General features: G+C 70.5%; 20 protein-coding genes, 1 tRNA gene and 1 pseudogene. 15 read left to right on the plus strand and 7 right to left on the minus strand.

Annotation, left to right across the window (positions count from 1 at the left end):
* Nucleotide 1: 1 nt before the first annotated feature.
* The 4 genes from AC5WS8_RS30830 (at nt 2) to AC5WS8_RS30845 (ending at nt 3,365) form a co-directional block, all read left to right on the plus strand.
* Entirely contained in the window at nt 2-1,651 is a 1,650-nt protein-coding gene (locus tag AC5WS8_RS30830; RefSeq protein WP_496106808.1) for a hypothetical protein, read from the plus strand.
* Between the two features lie 62 nt (nt 1,652-1,713).
* Nucleotides 1,714-2,772: a peptidoglycan-binding protein gene (locus AC5WS8_RS30835; RefSeq protein ID WP_496106781.1), complete on the plus strand. Its 1,059-nt coding sequence runs from the start codon at nt 1,714-1,716 to the stop codon at nt 2,770-2,772.
* Between the two features lie 69 nt (nt 2,773-2,841).
* The gene (locus tag AC5WS8_RS30840) at nt 2,842-3,102 is read left to right on the plus strand and encodes a hypothetical protein (RefSeq protein WP_496106782.1); all 261 of its coding nucleotides are present in this window, start codon (nt 2,842-2,844) and stop codon (nt 3,100-3,102) included.
* Nucleotides 3,099-3,365, plus strand: coding sequence for a hypothetical protein (locus AC5WS8_RS30845; protein ID WP_496106783.1), 267 nt, complete (start codon nt 3,099-3,101; stop codon nt 3,363-3,365). The genes AC5WS8_RS30840 and AC5WS8_RS30845 overlap by 4 nt, the downstream gene beginning before the upstream one ends.
* 62 nt (nt 3,366-3,427) lie before the next feature.
* Here the strand turns inward: AC5WS8_RS30845 and AC5WS8_RS30850 are convergent, their stop codons facing one another.
* On the minus strand, nt 3,428-4,777 hold the full coding sequence (locus AC5WS8_RS30850; RefSeq protein ID WP_496106784.1) for an NsdA family TPR-like regulatory protein: 1,350 nt from the start codon (nt 4,775-4,777) through the stop codon (nt 3,428-3,430).
* Between the two features lie 161 nt (nt 4,778-4,938).
* Between AC5WS8_RS30850 and AC5WS8_RS30855 the strand changes: the two genes are divergently transcribed.
* The 5 genes from AC5WS8_RS30855 (at nt 4,939) to hemC (ending at nt 7,633) form a co-directional block, all read left to right on the plus strand.
* A complete protein-coding gene (locus AC5WS8_RS30855) occupies nt 4,939-5,370 on the plus strand; it encodes an ATP-binding protein (protein WP_496106785.1) in 432 nt (143 codons plus the stop codon).
* On the plus strand, nt 5,367-5,846 hold the full coding sequence (locus AC5WS8_RS30860) for a hypothetical protein (protein WP_496106786.1): 480 nt from the start codon (nt 5,367-5,369) through the stop codon (nt 5,844-5,846). The genes AC5WS8_RS30855 and AC5WS8_RS30860 overlap by 4 nt, the downstream gene beginning before the upstream one ends.
* Complete coding sequence (locus AC5WS8_RS30865; protein WP_496106787.1) at nt 5,846-6,160, plus strand: hypothetical protein; 315 nt, start codon at nt 5,846-5,848, stop codon at nt 6,158-6,160. Before AC5WS8_RS30860 ends, AC5WS8_RS30865 begins: the two co-directional genes overlap by 1 nt.
* A gap of 64 nt (nt 6,161-6,224) precedes the next feature.
* Nucleotides 6,225-6,668 carry an NUDIX domain-containing protein gene (locus tag AC5WS8_RS30870; protein ID WP_496106788.1) on the plus strand — a complete coding sequence of 148 codons (444 nt, stop codon included), beginning with the start codon at nt 6,225-6,227 and terminating at the stop codon, nt 6,666-6,668.
* Nucleotides 6,665-7,633, plus strand: coding sequence for a hydroxymethylbilane synthase (hemC, locus tag AC5WS8_RS30875; protein WP_496106789.1), 969 nt, complete (start codon nt 6,665-6,667; stop codon nt 7,631-7,633). The genes AC5WS8_RS30870 and hemC overlap by 4 nt, the downstream gene beginning before the upstream one ends.
* Nucleotides 7,634-7,784: 151 nt before the next feature.
* Here hemC and AC5WS8_RS30880 read toward each other — a convergent pair.
* The 5 genes and pseudogenes from AC5WS8_RS30880 to AC5WS8_RS30900 form a co-directional block, all read right to left on the minus strand.
* Nucleotides 7,785-8,000: pseudogene (locus AC5WS8_RS30880) on the minus strand (fatty acid--CoA ligase); the annotation flags it as partial.
* A gap of 126 nt (nt 8,001-8,126) precedes the next feature.
* Nucleotides 8,127-8,681 (minus strand): SigE family RNA polymerase sigma factor, encoded by a 555-nt coding sequence (locus AC5WS8_RS30885; RefSeq protein WP_496106790.1) that lies wholly within the window; start codon nt 8,679-8,681, stop codon nt 8,127-8,129.
* A gap of 223 nt (nt 8,682-8,904) precedes the next feature.
* A complete protein-coding gene (locus tag AC5WS8_RS30890) occupies nt 8,905-10,071 on the minus strand; it encodes a lipid-transfer protein (protein ID WP_496106791.1) in 1,167 nt (388 codons plus the stop codon).
* Nucleotides 10,068-10,487 (minus strand): MaoC family dehydratase, encoded by a 420-nt coding sequence (locus AC5WS8_RS30895; RefSeq protein WP_496106792.1) that lies wholly within the window; start codon nt 10,485-10,487, stop codon nt 10,068-10,070. The genes AC5WS8_RS30890 and AC5WS8_RS30895 overlap by 4 nt, the downstream gene beginning before the upstream one ends.
* Nucleotides 10,484-11,434 (minus strand): bifunctional MaoC family dehydratase N-terminal/OB-fold nucleic acid binding domain-containing protein, encoded by a 951-nt coding sequence (locus tag AC5WS8_RS30900; protein WP_496106793.1) that lies wholly within the window; start codon nt 11,432-11,434, stop codon nt 10,484-10,486. Before AC5WS8_RS30900 ends, AC5WS8_RS30895 begins: the two co-directional genes overlap by 4 nt.
* Nucleotides 11,435-11,592: 158 nt before the next feature.
* Between AC5WS8_RS30900 and AC5WS8_RS30905 the strand changes: the two genes are divergently transcribed.
* Entirely contained in the window at nt 11,593-12,465 is an 873-nt protein-coding gene (locus AC5WS8_RS30905) for a bifunctional DNA primase/polymerase (RefSeq protein WP_496106794.1), read from the plus strand.
* A gap of 180 nt (nt 12,466-12,645) precedes the next feature.
* The gene (locus tag AC5WS8_RS30910; RefSeq protein ID WP_496106795.1) at nt 12,646-12,867 is read left to right on the plus strand and encodes a hypothetical protein; all 222 of its coding nucleotides are present in this window, start codon (nt 12,646-12,648) and stop codon (nt 12,865-12,867) included.
* 384 nt (nt 12,868-13,251) lie between these two features.
* On the opposite strand, the gene AC5WS8_RS30915 is transcribed toward AC5WS8_RS30910, so the two are convergent.
* Nucleotides 13,252-13,336 (minus strand) — tRNA-Ser (locus tag AC5WS8_RS30915).
* Between the two features lie 235 nt (nt 13,337-13,571).
* On the opposite strand from AC5WS8_RS30915, the gene AC5WS8_RS30920 reads away from it, so the two are divergent.
* From AC5WS8_RS30920 to AC5WS8_RS30935, 4 genes are all read left to right on the plus strand, one after another.
* The gene (locus tag AC5WS8_RS30920) at nt 13,572-14,801 is read left to right on the plus strand and encodes a helix-turn-helix domain-containing protein (protein WP_496106796.1); all 1,230 of its coding nucleotides are present in this window, start codon (nt 13,572-13,574) and stop codon (nt 14,799-14,801) included.
* Between the two features lie 55 nt (nt 14,802-14,856).
* Nucleotides 14,857-15,297, plus strand: coding sequence for a hypothetical protein (locus tag AC5WS8_RS30925; protein WP_496106797.1), 441 nt, complete (start codon nt 14,857-14,859; stop codon nt 15,295-15,297).
* A 650-nt stretch (nt 15,298-15,947) separates the two neighbouring features.
* Nucleotides 15,948-17,063: a hypothetical protein gene (locus tag AC5WS8_RS30930; protein ID WP_496106798.1), complete on the plus strand. Its 1,116-nt coding sequence runs from the start codon at nt 15,948-15,950 to the stop codon at nt 17,061-17,063.
* Nucleotides 17,060-17,419 carry an ASCH domain-containing protein gene (locus tag AC5WS8_RS30935; RefSeq protein ID WP_496106799.1) on the plus strand — a complete coding sequence of 120 codons (360 nt, stop codon included), beginning with the start codon at nt 17,060-17,062 and terminating at the stop codon, nt 17,417-17,419. Before AC5WS8_RS30930 ends, AC5WS8_RS30935 begins: the two co-directional genes overlap by 4 nt.
* Nucleotides 17,420-18,193: the final 774 nt, after the last annotated feature.

Raw genomic sequence — 18,193 nt, forward strand, 5'->3', positions numbered from 1 at the left:
GATGCTGCCCGAAGGCATCCCCACCGTTCGAGTCACCGGCCGTTTCCTCACCCCCGACGGGAAGCCCCTCGCCGGGCAAGTCGTCTTCCGCGCCCCCGGCATGGTCACCTTCGGCGCGTTCGACGTGATCCTCGGCGGGCCCGTTACCGCGCCGCTCGACGCGACCGGAGCGTTCGAGATCGTGCTACCGGCCACCGACGCCCCCGGCATGAACCCGACCGGCTGGTCGTACGCCGTCGCTGAACAGCTCGCCGGCGTCGCCATGAACCGCACCTATCAGGTTCTCTTGCCCGCCGAGACCCCGGCCGTCGACCTTGCCGATATCGCCCCCACCGACCCGACGACCCCGACGTATGTCGCCGTCCGCGGCGACTCCGCGTACGAAGTCGCGGTGAAGCAGGGGTTCGCCGGCACGGTCGCCCAGTGGCTCGCGTCCCTGGTCGGCCCGCAGGGCGTCAAGGGCGACACCGGCGCACAGGGCGTCGAGGGCGACGACGCGTACGAGGTCGCCGTCGCCGCCGGCTACAGCGGCACCCGCGCCCAGTGGCTCGCCTCCCTGGTCGGCCCGAAAGGCGACAAGGGCGACCGCGGCGACCAGGGCGTCGCCGGCACCCCGGGAGCACCGGGCGTCGTGCAGTCCGTCAACGGCATCAGCGCCGCCGCGATCACCCTCGACGCCGCCGCCGTGCACGCCGTGCCGGACACCGCGCCGGGCGCACCGAACGGCGTCGCCCAACTCGACGCGACCGGCAAGGTCCCGGCCGCCCAACTCCCCGCAAGCAGCGGCGGGGGCGCCGTCTCCACCGTTGCCGGCAAGAGCCCGGACACGAACGGAAACGTCGCCCTAGTCGCCGCGGACGTCGGAGCCGTCGCCACCGCGGAGAAGGGCGCCGCGTCCGGCGTCGCCACCCTCGGCACCGACGGAATCCTCACCCCCGGCCAGCGTCCGACCTACACCGCCGCCCAGGTGGGCGCCCTCGCCACGACCGCGCGGGCCGCAGCGAACGGCGTCGCGTCGCTCGACTCGACAACCCGTATCCCCGTCGCCCAGATGCCGACCGTGGTCCCCAAGAACGTATGGACCCCGCAGGCCCTCGGTTTCGCCGCCTGGTCGTGCGACCCGTACGCCGTCGCCAACCCGGCCGCGAAGTACCTCACCCCGCAACGCCTGTACCTGACCGGCTTCAACATCACGGAGTCGACCACCGTCACCAAGGCCGTGATGTTCGCCCGCGGATACGGCGGAGTGTCGACCAACCGCTACATGGCCGGCATCTACCGCGAGGACGGAACCCGCGTGGTCGCGTCGAGCGCCGTCGCGCTCACGCAGGCCGGCCAGGAGGCCGGAGCGCTCCCCGGCATGGCCTCGAACCACATCGGAGCCGTCCCGCTCAGCTTCACCTCGACCACGCTCGCCCCCGGCCGGTACTGGGTGGCGTGGGTGATGACCGTGGGCGGCACGGCCGATTTCTCGTTCTTCCACGTGCAGAACGAGGCGCCCGTCGCTACGGCCAACTTCTTCATGACGACGACGCCATTCCCGCGCGCCTGGTACATCGCGGCACAGAGCACGCTCCCCACCACCGTCAGCCCGACGGCCGCGACCGCGCTCGCCGACCACGACATCCCGATCGTGGCACTCGCCGCCTGATCACACCCCACCCGTACGCCCCGGCACCGCGCCGAGGGCGTTTTTCATGTCTGGAGACACCCATGTCCGTCAAGATCATCAGCCGTGCCACGTGGGGCGCCAAGCCGTGGGACAACGACCCGAACAGCGACGGCCCCGCCTACGTGCCGCTCAGCTCCCGTACTGAGTTCTTCGTCCACTACGACGGAGCGGCCCACATCACGAGGACCGGCTACGCCATCCCGCGCGCCATCGAGGCCGAACACCTCGGCAACGGATGGGCCGGCATCGGTTATTACTTCGTCGTCTCCCAGGCCGGCGAGATTTTCGAGGGCCGCGGCTGGACGCGCCAGGGCTCGCACTGCCCCGGCCACAACGTGAGCGGCATCGGCGTACAGATCGCCATTGGCGGCGACCAGGAGCCGACCGAGGCCGCCCTCGCCGCGTGCCGCGCCCTGTACGACGAGGCGTGCCGCAAGACCGGCCGGACGCTCGCCAAGAAGGGCCACAGGGACGGGTACGCGACCGAGTGCCCCGGCCCCAAGCTCTACAAGTGGGTACAGGCCGGTATGCCCGCCAAGGGCTACACCCCGCCCGCCGGCGGCACCGAGCCGTCGAGCGGCACGCCCGCCCGATACCGCGTCACCATCAAGGGACTGGAGTACGGATACGGGGCGCACGGCGACCACGTGACCGCCGTCGGCCGCGCCCTGGTCGCCGCCGGATTCGGCGCCGCCTACAAGGACGGCCCCGGCCCGGACTGGACCGACGCCGACACCGAGTGCTACGCGGCCTATCAGCGGTCGATCGGCTACAGCGGCGCCGACGCCGACGGCGTGCCCGGGGAAACCTCCCTGCGGCGCCTGCTCGGCACCCTTCCCGGCAAGTCGACCACCACGGCGAAGGCTCCGTTCCCCGGCCGCGACAAGTTCCGCGCCGGCGCATCGAACCGGTACGTGACCCTGCTCGGCGAGCGACTGGTCGCCAAGGGATACGGCCGCTTCTACAAGGTCGGCCCCGGCCCGTCTTGGTCGGACGCCGACCGCAACGCCGTGCGCGCCTTCCAGAAGGCCCAGGGCTGGACCGGCAGCGACGCCGACGGATACCCCGGCCCGCAGACGTGGGCCCGCCTGTTCGCCTGATCACCCCCAACCCGGGCCCGCCCGCGCGCACCGCGCCGGGCGGGCCCGCCCGCAGAGAGGACACCCCCCATGAACCCGAAGACCACGCGCGCCATACGTACCGCGCTCCAGACGTTCGCCGCAGTCGTCGCCGTCGTGCCGGCCCTCGCCGCAGTCGTCGCCGACTCCGACGCCCTCGCCGCCGCCGCACCGTGGGCCGTGGCCGCCGCCGCGTCCGCCGCCGTCGTCGCTGGCGTCGTCGCCCGCGTCATGGCGCACCCCGCATTCGAGGCTCTGCTCGACCGGTTCGGCCTCGGCCTGGTCGACGACGGCGACGGGGCCGCCCGGTGACGATCCCCACCCCGTCCGATCCGGCCGCGGTCGCCGTCGAGCTGGAGAAGCTACGCGGCACCATGGAGACCGGATTTGCACGCGTCGACGGAAGCCTCGCCCTACTCGTACAGCGCGGCGACCAGACCGACCGTCAGCTCGCCGACCACGAGACCCGCCTCGACGCCCTCGAACGGAACCGGTGGCCGCTCCCGTCCCTGGCCGCCCTGGTCGCCGTCTGCGGCCTGTTGCTGTCTCTGTGGCAGTTCGCCACCCGATCATGAGCAACGCCCCCCGCACGGCCACTCACGGCCGTTGCGGGGGGCGTTCTCTGCGTTCCCGGCGCCTACGCCGCGGTGACCAGCTCGCGGGCCCGCTCGGCGAAGTCGGCGACCAGGCGCCCGCCGAAGGGCTGCATCCGCCGTTGCAGGTCTTGCACGGCCTCGACCGCCCGGGAGGACTTCACCTGTCCGGACAGCTTCAGTGTCCGCAGGCCGACCGAATACGCCTGGTCGAGATCCTTCCGTTGCAGGTGAGACACGGCGAGCGCAGCGTGAGACATGGCGCCCCGGCGGGCCCGGTTCTGCATCTTCGCGTGTTCGATCGAGAGGGCCGCGTGTTCCTCGGCCGCCGCCGCGTCGCCCAGGTCGCGCATGGTGTTGGCGTGCTCGCCGTGCAGGTACGCAGGGTCGATGAACGCCGCCCAGTCGGGTTCCTCGGCGAGGTCTGCCCGCGCGTACGCCCGTTCCGAGTGCACGACCGCCCGCGTCGCGGCCGACTTGTCACCGAGCAGGGCGAGCGCGCGCGCCTCCAGACACCACAGGTCCGCGAGGCAGGCCGGCGAGTTCGCTCGCGCCAGACCTTGACGGCCGGCCTGTGCCAGGCGACGCCCCTCGGCAGGGTTGCCGAGTAGCGTCGCCTGATCGGCCATGCCCGCGAGGACGTGCGCGCCGAGCGCTGCGTTACGCGACTCCTCGGCGAGGCGTAGCGACTGAATCAAGTAGCGCTGCGCGACGGAGTGCTCGCCGTTGTCGTAGGCCATCCAGCCGAGTAGGTAGGTCTGTTCGGCCGCGGCCTCGCACAGCGCGCGCCGCACCTGGTCGTCATGCGACCGCCGCAACAGCGGGTAGACGTGGTGGTTCATGTACTCGGCGAGCACCAGGCGCCCGGACCCGCCGCCCTGTAGGACGTCCATTTTCTGGAACGTCCCGAACATGTTCTTCACGGCCAAGACATCTTCCAGCCTCACCCGCGGGCCCGGTTCCGGTTCCTGGTCAAGGGTGTTCAACAGCCAGTCCCGCGAGGGACCGACACCGGCCACCGCGGCGAACGGCGCTGCTGCAAGGAACTGTCGACGGTCCACGTCGGCCCTCCCAAGGTCGGCGACTACTTCCACGGTAGCCGCGAACGATGGGTCGTAGGCGAGGCCGGCCTCGGCCGAACTTCCCTCCCCGAGGCCGAGGTCGTACGTTGTGATGCGCCATCCGAAGTGATCGGAGAACACCCCGGCCAGAATGTCGGGGACCGGCGCACGGGGCGTTTCACCTTCCAACCAGCGGCGAACACTGGTCGCGTTGGGGGCGACGTTCGGTTGCCCCCACTCGCGCGCCTTCGATTGCACACGCCGCGCCAGTTCCTTACGGCTGATGCCCGAGCGTCCAACCCAGTACGCAAGTTCGTCGTTCGGCGTCTTCATTCCCCGCACCTCCGCGACCGTGGGCGACGAAAGCGACACCCTTCGACACCCCCCTCGACGGTACCCCCGGTTTCGTTACGCGTGTTGCCTAGTCAGGCAAACTCATTCGCTCGTAAAGCAGCCGCGGTATCCCCCGTCACGGCTGCCCGAAGGGGTTAGGCATGACCGAACCACGGCGGCAACTCGCGCCCTGCTCCCCACCTAGCGGGCCCCCAGCGCAAGCATTCTTCCCCGCTTGCGCCGAGGCGCCGGCGCAGGCCCGCGCATACGTGCGCGACGTCCTGGACCACGACGACGAACCACTCGTCGAGGGCAAACGCGACGACGTCTTATTGATCGTCTCGGAGCTGGTCACAAACGCCTACCGCTACGGGACGGAGCCTGACGACTCCCTACTCGTCGCCGTCCTGACGACCCCCGAGCGGGTGCGCGTCGAGGTCCACGACCCCCGCCGGCGACGCCCGCACCTGCGCAACGAATCGGGGGAGCGGGCCCGCGGCCGGGGTCTGCACATCGTCGACGCCCTCGCGGCGCGGTGGAACGTCGACGACAGACCGATGGGCAAAGCCGTGTGGGCGGAGGTAGACAGGTGACGACCGAAGTATCGTTCCGGGCCGTGCCCGGCCCCGGATTCGCCGCCGGCTGCTCAGTGTCGACGTGGGTACACGCGGGCGCCCTCGCGCCCTCAATCGCTTACGTCCTCATTGGTCACGCGCCCCCGCGGCGCACGGGGGAGACGGCCGAGTCGGTCGAGGCCGGCCTGATGGGCATGGTCGACGCGATGAACTTACGCCCGGCCGCCGAGCGCGTGCCGATCGTCGGCGCACGTCTTCTGATCCGCGGCCCCTTCGTCGCCCTCGACTACGGGCACCCGGCATACGTCATGCGGCTACCGGCCCCGGGCGACGCGTGGCGCCGGCACGTCGCCGCCGGACGGCCCGCGTGCGTGACGATCGGCCTTGACCCCGTCCCGCCCGGCGCCGGCCCCGACATGGTCGAGCAGTACCTCGAACGCGTCGTCGCCACCAATCGGGCCTACATGGGCGCGACGACCCTCCGGACCCGCTGATGTACGAGGACCCGGGCGAGTTCTTCGAACGCCCCGTGCCGCCGCCGTTCATGTTCGCGTGCCGCGAGTGCGTGCGGTGGCTGCTGCGGCTCGCCCGCACCTGGGACGCCCCCGAAGGGTGTTTCTGGGAACAGTTGCAGGTGGCCCGCCACATAGCTATGGACCACCCCGAGGACGTACCGCCTCAGCACCTCGACGACTGCGAGCTGTGCGTCGAGTACGCCCGCCGCGACGACAGCGACGCGGCCCTCGTGTGGGCCCAGCACCGGGCACGCGACCTGTTCATGCCGCCATCGATCGCCCGCCTGTTGTGAGCCACGGCACCACCCGACCGCACGGAAGGTATGAGCCATGCCACCACCGGCACCCGGTCACCCCGTGACCGCCGCCGTACTCATCACCAATCCGGATGACGACCTGTTCATCGTCCACCCGGCCAAGGACGGCGCCCCGTGGCATCTGCCCGGCGGCATCGTCGAGCAGGGCGAATCCCCTGTCGACGCCGTACGCCGCGAGGGGCGCGAAGAACTCGGCCTCGACCTCGACATCACGGAACACGACCTGTTCGCCGTCGAGTGGCTGCAAGCCACCCGCGCCGGCCGCCGCGACCGGTTGGCGTTCCTGTTCGCCGGCCCCGTTCTCACCAAGGCCGACACCGACCGCATCACCTTGCAGCGCGCCGAACTCGACGCTTGGCGCTGGGCGCCCCGCGCCGAGGCTCAAGAGCTGCTGCACCCCGCAATAGCCGTGCGAATCGTGGGGCCACTCCAGACCCCCGGCAGCACGGTCTACCGTGAAACCAGACACGAAGGGACGTTATGAACGACTTTCCGGGCCGAACCCTGCGCATCGGTACCCGCAGTTCACCCATGGCTCTCGCCCAGGTCGAGCAGGTATCCGGCCTGCTCCGCAAGGTCGAGCCCGACCTCGAAATCGAGGTCGTGCCCGTGACCACCGAGGCGGACAAGTGGCAAGGCGACCTCGCGCAGCTTGGCGGGAAGGGCCTTTACGTCAAGGAAATTGACACCATGTTGCAGCGCGGACAGGTTGACTGCGCCGTGCACTGCATCAAGGACGTACCGGGCGACGTACCCATGCCCAAGGGGCTGATCTTCGCCGCGTACCTCCAGCGCGACGACGTGCGCGACGTGCTGCTCTTCCCGGAAGGGTCCGACTTCCAAACACTCGACGACCTTCCGGCCGGTGCGACCGTGGCGACCTCGGCCGTGCGCCGCAAAGCACAGATCAGCCGCGTTCGCCCTGATCTCAACGTCGTGCGCGTCCGCGGCGCCGTCGGTACCCGCGTCGAAAAGCTCGACGGTAAACGCAAGATCGACACGAAGCTCGACGCGATGATCCTCGCGCGCGCCGGCCTCGAACGCCTCGGCATCTCGGACCGCGGTCGGCAGGTGTTCAGCGTGGGCGAGATGCTTCCGGCGGTCGGCGCTGGCGCCCTCGGCCTCGAATGCCGGAAGGATGACGACCCGGTCGCCTACCTTCTCCAGCAGCTCAACCACGAACGCACCATGACGGAGATCACGGCCGAGCGCGTGATGTTGCACGGCTTGCGCGGGCACTGCAACAGCCCGATTGCCGGGCACTGCATCACGGAGCCCGACGGACAGCTCAGCTTGCGCGGCATGGTCTTCTCACGCGACGGCTCCAAGTTCGTCCACGCCCAGATGTGGGGCGAGTCGCTGAACGACCCGGCCGTACTCGGCTCGCGTGTCTGTGCTGAACTGCTCCGCCAGGGGGCCCGCGACATCATCGAGGGCATCCCCCACTGACGGCCTCGCCGCCCCCGTTCCCCCGCGGGGGCGGCGAGGTCCGCTGAGAACACGACGGCCCCGGTACCTCAGCAAGAGGTACCGGGGCCGTCGTCGTGCCACCCCACAAATCCGCAGGTCACGCCGCGAGTGTTTTACCCATGCTGTCGCACATGAGGGTCGCGACCCGGTCGTCGCCCCGGACGCCGAGGTCGTCGCGGAGGGCGTGCGCGAGTTGCACCGCGCGGATCCCCGCCTCGGCGAAACTGCGGCGCTGGGGCTCGCCCTCGCCGGTCCAGGTGATGATCCGGGACGTCCCGTGCACCAGCGCTCCATGCACGAGGATGCGGGTGACGGTCAGCGGTACGTCCTGCATGGTGCTCAGCACGGAGTCCTCCCGGGCGTCTTTGCCTGCGCGGCAGTAGGGGGTCGCGCTGATTCTGCGCACATACCACGCGGTATGTCACTAGGCCCCGGGATGATCGATCAAGGCGCCGGCCACCGATGGCCGGGCTCAGCGCACCGGCGCCAGTTCCGGATCCTCGCGGAGCTTGCCCAGGGCGCGGGACACCGCCGACTTGACCGTGCCGATGGAGACGCCGAGCACCTCGGCCGTCTGGGCCTCGCTCAGGTCCTCGTAGTAGCGCAGGACGACCATCGCCCGCTGGCGCGCGGGCAGTCTCAGGATCGCGCGCCACATCGCGTCGTGCAGCGCCTGCTCCTCGGCCGGGTCCGCCGCGGGCAGGCCCTCCGGCTCGGGCAGCTCGTCGCACACGAACTCGTCGACCTTGCGCTTGCGCCACTGCGAGGTCCGCGTGTTCAGCAGCGCGCGGCGCACGTACCCGTCGAGCGCGCGGTGGTCCTCGATCCGGTCCCAGGCGACGTACGTCTTGGCGAGCGCGGTCTGCAGCAGGTCCTCCGCGTCGCTGGCGTTGGCGGTGAGCGACCGGGCGGTGCGCAGCAGCACCGGCTGACGGGCCTTCACGTACGACGAGAACGACGGGAAAGGAAGGGTCTGCCTCGCCGGCGTGGCGGCGTCCGAAGCGCTGGTGCAGACGGGTGTGGTCATGGCTCCACGCTAGGTTCGCGCTCCTTGCGGCGGATCGGCCGCAGGTCCCGAAGACGCATCCCCCTCAGGTTGTAGCGGAGGGCTGCCCCCACCTACTGAAGGTGGACGAGCCGGTGCGTACGCCCCGGGGTTCACCCCTGGGGGGACGAGTACGCAGGAAGTGGGCGAGCGGCGCGCGTACGGCGACCGTACCGAGGCCGACGGCCGGCGCCGCCCACGCCGTTCACCCGTCCGCCGTGAGGATCAGCCCGGAGGTGGGGACGCCGGTACCCGCGGTGACCAGCGCACGAGCAGCTCCGGGCACCTGATTGACCGCCGTGCCGCGCAGCTGCCGTACGGCCTCGGCGATGCCGTTCATGCCGTGCAGATACGCCTCCCCCAGCTGTCCCCCGTGGGTGTTCAGCGGCAGTGTCCGCGCGGCCACGAACTCCGCCGCCGTACCCCGCTCGCAGAAGCCGAACTCCTCCAGTTGCATCAGCACGAACGGCGTGAAGTGGTCGTAGAGGATGCCCACGTCGATGTCCGCGGCTCTCATTCCCGACGTCCGCCACAGCTGCCGGGCCACCACACCCATCTCCGGCAGGCCGGTCAGGTCGTCCCGGTAGAAGCCGGTCATCTGCTCCTGGGCACGGCCCGCGCCCTGGGCGGCGGCCGTGACCACCGCGGGCGGGTGGGGCAGGTCCCGCGCCCGTTCCAGGGAGGTGACCACCAGCGCCTGGCCGCCGTCCGTCTCCTGGCAGCAGTCGAGGAGCCGCAGCGGTTCTACGATCCAGCGGGAGGCGGCGTGGTCGGCGAGAGTGATGGGCCGGCCGTAGAAGTGGGCCGCCGGGTTCGTCGCCGCGTGGTCGCGGTCGACGACGGCCACGTGGCCGAGCACCTCCGGTGCCAGGCCGTAGGTGTACAGGTACCGCTGGGCCGCCATCGCCACCCAGGACGCCGGGGTGAGCAGCCCGAACGGCAGCGACCAGCCCAGCGCGGCCCCCTCCGCGGACGGCTCGCGGTGCTGCACCCCGGAGCCGAAGCGGCGCCCCGAGCGCTCGTTGAACGCGCGGTAGCAGACCACGACCTCGGCCACCCCGGTCGCCACCGCGAGCGCGGCCTGCTGGACCGTCGCGCACGCCGCCCCGCCGCCGTAGTGGATCCGGGAGAAGAAGGACAGCTCGCCGACGCCGGCGGCCTGGGCGACGGTGATCTCCGGGCTGGTGTCCATCGTGAACGTGACCATGCCGTCCACGTCCGCGGGCGTGAGCCCCGCGTCGTCCAGCGCGGCCCGCACCGCCTCCACGGCCAGCCGCAGCTCGCTGCGCCCGGAGTTCTTGGAGAACTCCGTGGCCCCGATCCCGGCGACGGCGGCCCGCCCGCCGAGGGTGTCCCTCGCCCGCACGCTCATACGGCGCCCCTGGGGCGGGATCCTCCGCTCGGCACGGTCACGGTGACCGTGCCGGTGACGTGCCGGCCGATGCCATTGGTGCCCACCACCCTCACGGTGGCCGTGTCCCCGTCGGCCTCCTCCACCCTGCCGGTCAGCACCATGGTGTCCCCCGGGTGGTTGGGCGCTCCGAGCCGGATGGCGACCTTGCGCAGGACCGCCGCCGGGCCGAACTGGTCCGTGACGTACCGACCGACCAGCCCGTTCGTGGTCAGGATGTTCATGAAGATGTCGGGGGAACCCTTCTGCCGGGCCGACTCGGCGTCATGGTGCACATCCTGGTAGTCGCGGGAGGCGATCGCTCCGGCCACGATCAGCGTGCGGGTGATCTCGATCTCCAGCGGCGGCAGCTCGGTCCCGGGTCGCGGCCCACTCATGGCGCCGCCCCGCGGCCGTCGTCGGCACGGAACACCGGGAGCTCCAGTTCCTCGTCGTATCGCTCGAACACCAGGCGGACGGGCATGCCGATGCGCACCGTGTCGGGCGGCACCCCGGTCACGTTGCTGACGATCCGGACGCCCTCGGCGAGCTCGATCAGGGCGACCACGTAGGGAGGGTCGAAGGCCGGGAAGGGCGGATGGTGCAGGACGACGTACGAGTAGACCGTGCCCGCGCCGCTCGCCTCGAACGTGTCCCACTCCGGCGAGCCGCAGGCGTTGCACCCCGGCAGCCAGGGAAAGCGCGGGGCGCCGCAGTCGGCGCACCGCTGGATCAGCAGCCGGTGCCCGGCAACGCCCTCCCAGAACCCGGCGTTGTCCCGGTTGATCACCGGGCGGGGCCGTCGGGCGGTGGGCTCGGGACGGGTGGGGCCACGCTCGGAGGATGCGGGCTGCGCGGGCGCGTACTTGAGGATCCGGAACCGGTGGGTCCCCACCGGCTCGCCGTCCACGCGTACGTCCATCCGCGTGGTCACGAAGTACCCCGTGCCGAGCTTCGTGCGTTTCCGGTCCGACACCGACTCGATCACCGCGTCGAACATGACCTCGTCGCTGGGGCGCAGCGGCCGCAGGTACTCCTGTTCGCAGTCGGTGGCGACGACGGAGGTGCAGCCGGCTTCGTCGAGCAGGGCGAGCAGGTCGTCGTACTCCTGCGTGCGCCCGGCGTGACCGGAGAGGCCGCCCATCGTCCACACCTGGAGCATGGTGGGCGGGGCGACGGCGTCCGGACCGGTGTAGGCGGGGTGGGTGTCGCCCATCGCCTCGCACCAGTGCCGGATCATCGGCGCGTTGACCGGGTCCTTGCCGACGCCCGCGACGACGGCCGGCCGCCCCTCGTACGCCTTCAGCCGCGCGGCGAAGTCCTCCCCCTCCGATTCGAGCCGCATCGTCGCGGGCCTCCCGGATCTCGTGGCGACAGGGTTTCACGTGGAACAAAGGCTTCCTGACTGTCCGTCAGACAGAGGGGACTGTCAAGGTCGCCGTCGCACCGGAAGCCGCCCGCGCCCCCCTTCCCATTTTCGAACGCACGTACGAACATGGATGCATGGCCACCACCGACCGGCAGGCCACCACCCTGGCCCTGGCCCACGCCCTGTCCGCCGCGGAGCGCGGGCTGGCGGTGATCCCGCTGTCCCGTACGAAACTGCCGGCGCTGCGCTCCCCGCACCGCGACGGCCCCGACCCGACGGCACCCGCCTGCCACGGCGCCTGCGGCCGGTTCGGACACGGGGTGTACGACGCCACGAGCGACCCCCGCCGCATCCGCGACATGTTCGCCGCCGCGCCCTGGGCGACCGGCTACGGCATCGCCTGCGGCCTGCACCCCCACCATCTGATCGGCATCGACCTCGACACCAAGTCCGGCACCGACTCCTCGGCGGCGCTGCGCGAACTCGCCCTGCGCCACCTGTTCACCATCCCCGCGACGGTGGTCGTCGTGACCCCGAGCGGCGGACGACACCTGTGGCTGAGCGGCCCGCCGGACGTCGTCGTACCGAACTCGGCGAGCCGCCTCGCCCACGGTATCGACGTCCGCGGCGCCGGCGGCTACCTGGTCGGCCCCGGTTCGCGCACCGACCACGGCGTCTACAGCACGGTCCCGGGCACCGCCCACCTGCCGCCCGCGCCGTGCCCGACCGCCCTGCTGCGCCTGCTCACACCTCCGCCGCGCCCACGCCATGCCACGCCCTCGCCGACGGGCCGACACGGCCGGGGCCTGGTCGAGTTCGTCCTCGCGGCACAGGAGGGCCAGCGCAACACGCGCCTGTTCTGGGCCGCCTGCCGTGCCTACGAGAACGGCTTCGGCCCCGACCTGGCCCCCGCCCTCCTCGACGCGGCGATCCGCACGGGCCTGACCCCACGCGAGGCCCGCTCGACCCTGGCGTCGGCGGCACGGATGACGGGGCAGCACCCCTGAGCCGTCGCCACCGGCCACTGTTCTGCCGGCGCACAGCGACCGTCGGCGAAAAAGACCTGGGGTCGAGTTTTGCCGCACCCGGCCTCGAAACCCCACGTCAGTGGCGTGACGCGGTTGCCGCCGTGTGGATCTGTGCCCACGGCCACAGCAATCCGGACACACGTAGGCTCATACTGAGTCATGCCAAAACCTGCTGCACCGAAGCGCCATCTGCCCACCAGCCCCTTCAAGGCCCCGGTCGCACCGGCTCCCAAGCACTTCGCCATGGGCGATCAGGTCACCCATGACGTGTACGGCCTCGGCCGGGTGATCGGCATCGAGGACGGGATCGCGGCGCTCGTGGATTTCGGCTCGACGCAAATGCGGATCTTGAGCCCCTACGCCAAGATGACCAAGTTGTAGGACCGCTGTGCCCGGTCACGGCACACCAGGCCCCTTCGGGGGCCTGACACGAAAGAGAGACCTCTCATCGATCTGACCCCGCTGTTCTCCGCCCCGGACGGGCACCCCCGCCGCCTGGCCGCAGCGTCGCCGCCTCCGACGACGACCCCCTTCCAGGCCCCCGACTTCGGGCAGGACGAGCCCTTGCCGCTCGAGGACGCACAGGAGCCCGCCCCGGGCATGCGTACGGGGCCACCCAAGGCAGCTCGGCTCCATGGATGACGGCACGAGGCCCGCGGTACAGCCCGACAGTACGGGGACCGCGGGGAACCACGATGACGAGCGGGCACGGCACAGCGCAACGACCCCTGACCGTATCGCCTGGTCAGGGGCCGTTCGCCGGAGCGGTGGGTGTGGGATTTGAACCCACGGTGGCTCGCGCCACGACGGTTTTCAAGACCGTTCCCTTAGGCCGCTCGGGCAACCCACCTCGGCCCCGTCCCACCTGGGGCGGAGCGGCTACAGCCTACCGGCCTCAGGCGTCGCGCGGGGGCCGTGGTCCACACGGGGTCCACTGGCTCCGTTTCGAGGCACTTCCCGACCTGGAGCCCTCCACACGCGGCACGCGGCCTCGGTACCGTCAAGGGTAGAAGCCCCGACGGATGGAGCACGATGCCTCGCCGCCTGTTGGACCGCCGGCGCCTCACCTACAGGGGGGCGCGCTGATGCTGGAAGAAGCCGAAGAGATCGGCGACCGCGTACGCCGCGCCCGACTCCGCCTCGGCATGACTCAGGCCGACCTCGCTGCCGCCCTGGGCAAGACGCAGGGCTGGGTGTCCAAGATGGAACGCGGACACATCGAGCTGGATCGCGTCGGCCTGCTCAACCTGATCGCCTCGGAGCTGCACGTACACCCGAACGACTTGATCGGACGGCCGTACAACAGCTCTCCGGCTGAGAACCAGTGGCAGGTCTCTGCCGCAGCGATCATGCGTGAGCTGCGCCGTTACGACCTCGCTCCCGTCTTCGACGGAACTCCCCGCCCAGCCGTTCAGCTGTGGCAGGAAACCACCCGCCTGCACCGCCTCCGCGACGCTGCTGCCAACGTGGCGATCATGCAGGTGCTCCCCGACCTGTTCCGTGAGGCGCGCGCCCTGGCCGAAGTCGCTACGGGCCACGAGCAGGAAGAGGCGTACGCGATCTACGCGGTGTGCTGCAAGTTCGCTCACACTGCCGCGCACGCCCTTGGACACCCGGAGCTAATCGCCATGGCATGCGAACGGGCCGCCTGGTCCGCACGGCTATCTGCCGACCCGGTGATGCCTGCCGTCGCCGACTGGATGCGCGTCTGGGACATGTGGGCTACAGCGGATTGGGATGACGCCATTGCCCTGTCGGACAAGGCGATTCGCAGCGTGCAGCAAGAATATGACCAGGGTGAGCCGCTGGCGGTGCGGGCGTGGGGGTCACTGCAACTGCGCGCGGCAGTCTCGGCTGCGCGGGGCGGTCGCAAGGCGGAAGCAAAGGACCGGATCAAGCACGCGCGGGGTGCAGCCAAGCGGATGACGGAGGCCGTCGGACCTCCGGTCTACGACCGCCACAGCCTGACCTTCTCGCCGGGCAACGTGCAGATCCACGCGATCAGCGTCGCCCTGGAGATGCATGAGCAACGCGAGGCGCTGTCGATAAACCGGCGCACGAGTAAGGAGCTGATCGAGTCGCTTCCCAACTCGCGTCAGGGCCACCACCACATGGACCTGGCCCGCGCTTGGCTGTGGGATGGGAACCGCGACAAGGCGCTGAAGGAACTGGAGAAGGCCGAGAGCATCGCCCCCCAGCTCGTCCGTAATCACCCCATCGCCCGGTCAACCCTGCGCAGCATCGTGTACGCCGAGCGCGCGAGCACCCGCGAGAAGCTACGCCGCATGTCAGACCGCTTCCACCTCGACGGATGAGGGTCGTATTCCTGCGGTTCATATTGGGCCCTGGAGATCTTCATAGCTTCGAGGCATGGCCGAACAGACCTCGAAGCAACTCCCGGCGCGGGGCGCCGAGTTAATCGCTGGCGCCCCGTTTCATCCTCGCCTCGGCGACCTCGCTCTCGACCTTGCCAAAGGCGGGAAGATCGGGGTGTGCGTCGCCCTGCCGAGCGACAGCTCTGCGTCGTACCAATTGCGCCCGCCTGGTGGTGGTGAGGACTGGCGGGCCAGGTCCGACGGAAAGACCCTGCGCCCCGTGCCCGTCCCGGTCACGCATGCCACCCCCCTGAAGCGGGACGCCGCCTACGACCATCGCGCCCAGCAGGCCGCGCTGCCGGTCACCGTGCACTACGAGGACGGCGGCTCCTGCGAGACGATGCTCGTGCTCACTCCGGCGCAGGTCGAGCTGTACTACGCCCAGCTCGGGCGGTTGATCGGGGCGAGGGAAACAGCCAAGGAGCATGAGCGGTGAGCCCGGCCGTGCTGATGCTCGCTCCGCCGGCCTCTGCACGTCCCCCTATGCGGTCGCCCATCGCCTTCCGCTGTGAGGCGACCGCCCACGACCTCAGCGGCACTCGTGAGGTTCTGCTCGCCACCTACCGCGGCCGGTCCCCGCGACTCGCCGCCCGCTGGCTACGCGCGCAGGCATTGCACCTCGCCCGGCGGTTGTCCCCGGACCCTGGGGCTGTGTTCCTCCGGGGTGCGCCGCTCATCACCACAGGGCCGGACGTTCCTCGCCCTGATGCCGAGCTGCGCGCGTGGGCCAACAGTGACCAGGCGTACGCGCACGCAATACGCGCCCTCGCCGCAGGCCGCCCGTTCCTGTTCACCGTGACGGACTACGACGCCCGGTACTTGCTCCGGGTGTATCCGCTGCCCACGCGCCGCCCGGCACCCCCGCAAGCCCCCGTCCCCGCCCGGTGCCCACCCCACTCCCCGGCGGGGACGGGCCGCCATCGCAGCCCCAGAGGGCGGCGCATGTCCCTATGACCCCCGCCCCCGCGTCTTTCCTGGTTCCCCCCGGCGCGGGGGCGGGTCCACCACCCAACCGGAGCTATACCGCTGAACGCACACCCGCCGCTCTGCGGCGCAGTCCTGCCCATCTACCGAGGGGAAGACGCGGTGACCACCTATCCCGTATCGCCGAACACCGTGCTCGCCAACGCGCTGACGCACGCTGATGACCTGCTCAGGCCGCACATCGTCAATGCGGCTCCGGAGCGGATCGTGTTCGTGGTGGGAACGCAGATCAACGGAGCGCCGCACATCGGAACGTCCCTGGTTCAGTCGCTCACGTTTGCCACTGCGGCGCGCATCCGCGACAGGTTCGGCGTGCCGGCCGAAGTCCAGTTCGGTGCCCTCGACAACGCGCCGTACGCCATCGTCACCGACAAGGAGACCGGTCACCGCTACCAGCGGGCCTACGCGCACGCCCTGGGCGCGGCCGGTATCGCGGAACAGGTCGACGAGCTGTACCGCCCGCTGTTCACCGCCCTGTCCGAGCGCCTGCACGTGTCGTACTCGGTCGAGACTTACAGCCAGCAGCAGGCGGGCGACCACTTCCGCCGTACCTGGCTGCGCGTGCTGCCCCGCATGGATGCCGCCCGCTGGTACCTGTCCCCGTCGTCTGGCGTCCCCCACGTCCGTGTCCCCTGCCCGCGACCCGGCTGCGGGTGGGCCGAGAAGTACGCGGAGCGAACCCGCGTCCGTGACAACGGCTTCGAGCGGGCAACCGTCTCGGCCGTGTGCCTGCACCATGGCGAATACGAGGTCGTCATCGAACCGGCCAACGGTGGGTACCTGGACCTGGCCACGCTGTACAGGAACCTGGTCAAGGAGCTGGCCATCACCGGAGCGGTCGGCACGCTATACGTCATGGTCAAGGGCAGCGACTGGATGCCCGGCTGCATCCTCGTCGACGGTGCCCTACAGGCGGTCGGCCTCACCCGCGGGCAGTTGCCCGCCCGTCTCTTCTGCCCCCAGGTTGTCACGGACACGGGCGCGAAGCTGTCCAAGTCCCTCATCCGCGAGGGACGCGCGGCCTTGCCCGACGGTGCGGCCCCGTGGATGCTCGACACCCGAGAGTGGCCAGGCTCGTTGGCTGAGTACGTTGACCGCTTGCTCAGTCTGACGGACGTATTACTCGCCGATCCACGCCACTTCTTCCGCTCGTACTCGGCCGGTGAGCTCGGCCGACTCATGACCGCTGCAACAGCTAGGAGCGTTCCCGCCCCATGACGGAGACTGCCGCCGCGCGCGTCCGCGAACTGAACCTCTACCGCCGGTACTTCGACCTGGTCGCCGCTGGCCAAAAGACGATCGAGGTGCGGGTGAAGTACCCCCACCTTGAAGACCTGGCCGCCGAAGACGTCATCCGCTTCCGCATCAAGGGCACGGACGAGACCTGTCTCGTCATGGTGAAGCGGGTCACGGAGTACAAGACGTTCGAGGAACTGCTCGACGGGGAGGGGCCAGCGAACGTCAACCCGGCCTCCTCTCGCGAGCAGCAGCTCGCCAATATCCGCGAGATTTACCCGGTGGAGAAGGAAGCGCTCGGCGCGCTCGCCATCGAAATCGAGCTCCTCCCGCAGTAGGCCCGCCGTGCCGCCCTTGCTCCCCTGAGAGGGCGTACGGCTTCCCTGGCGCCCGTCGCTCGCCGCCCGTGCCGCGATCGACGGGCGCCAACAACAAGAGACCGGACCACCCCTCAGCCTGGACAGCGATCCGGGGTGGTCCGGTCGAGGAATCCCTGGTCAGGACCCCGGTACCGATGGTACCGGGGTGGTCGGCGTGCCCGAACGCGGGTGCGAGGGCAACCCCCTTAGCCCAATGCAAAGTTGGAGAGGATCCCTGTTGCAGCTTGGTCGGCCGCTTCCCAGTTCTGACCTGCACCACCGAAAGTCAGCCACGGCGGCGGGTTCGCCGAACGAGCACCCGTCACGTGTGTCTCCAGCAACCACCCGCCTACCTCAGCCACGCTTCATCCACTCGTCACGGCCCTCGCCCCAGTCCCGGCCTGGGCGTTGTCGACGCGGGTGCCTGACACATGGGCTTGCCTGCGGCTGTGGAGTCCAGCGGCTGCGAAGCGCGGACTGGTCAGGTGGCGGGGCCTCGCTTGGTCGGTGTCGGCCTGGTCCTGGTGCTCGGACTGGTCGGGTTGCTTCGTGGTCTGGCTGTCCGCCTCGGCGTTGCTGCGCGCTGAGCGGGTGGGGGCCGCCGGAGCGGTGGCGGAGACAAGGAGCGGCGGCGGCCCATGGCCGCCAGCGCGCGCGGCCCGCCGTAGGCGGGCCGCCTTGATCCAGTAAAGAAACTCTGCACAGCTCCGGCGCCCTGGGCCCGTGGCCGGTCGCAGGGCCATGCGTCGCCCC

The organism is Streptomyces sp. PTL18, from assembly GCF_059510295.1.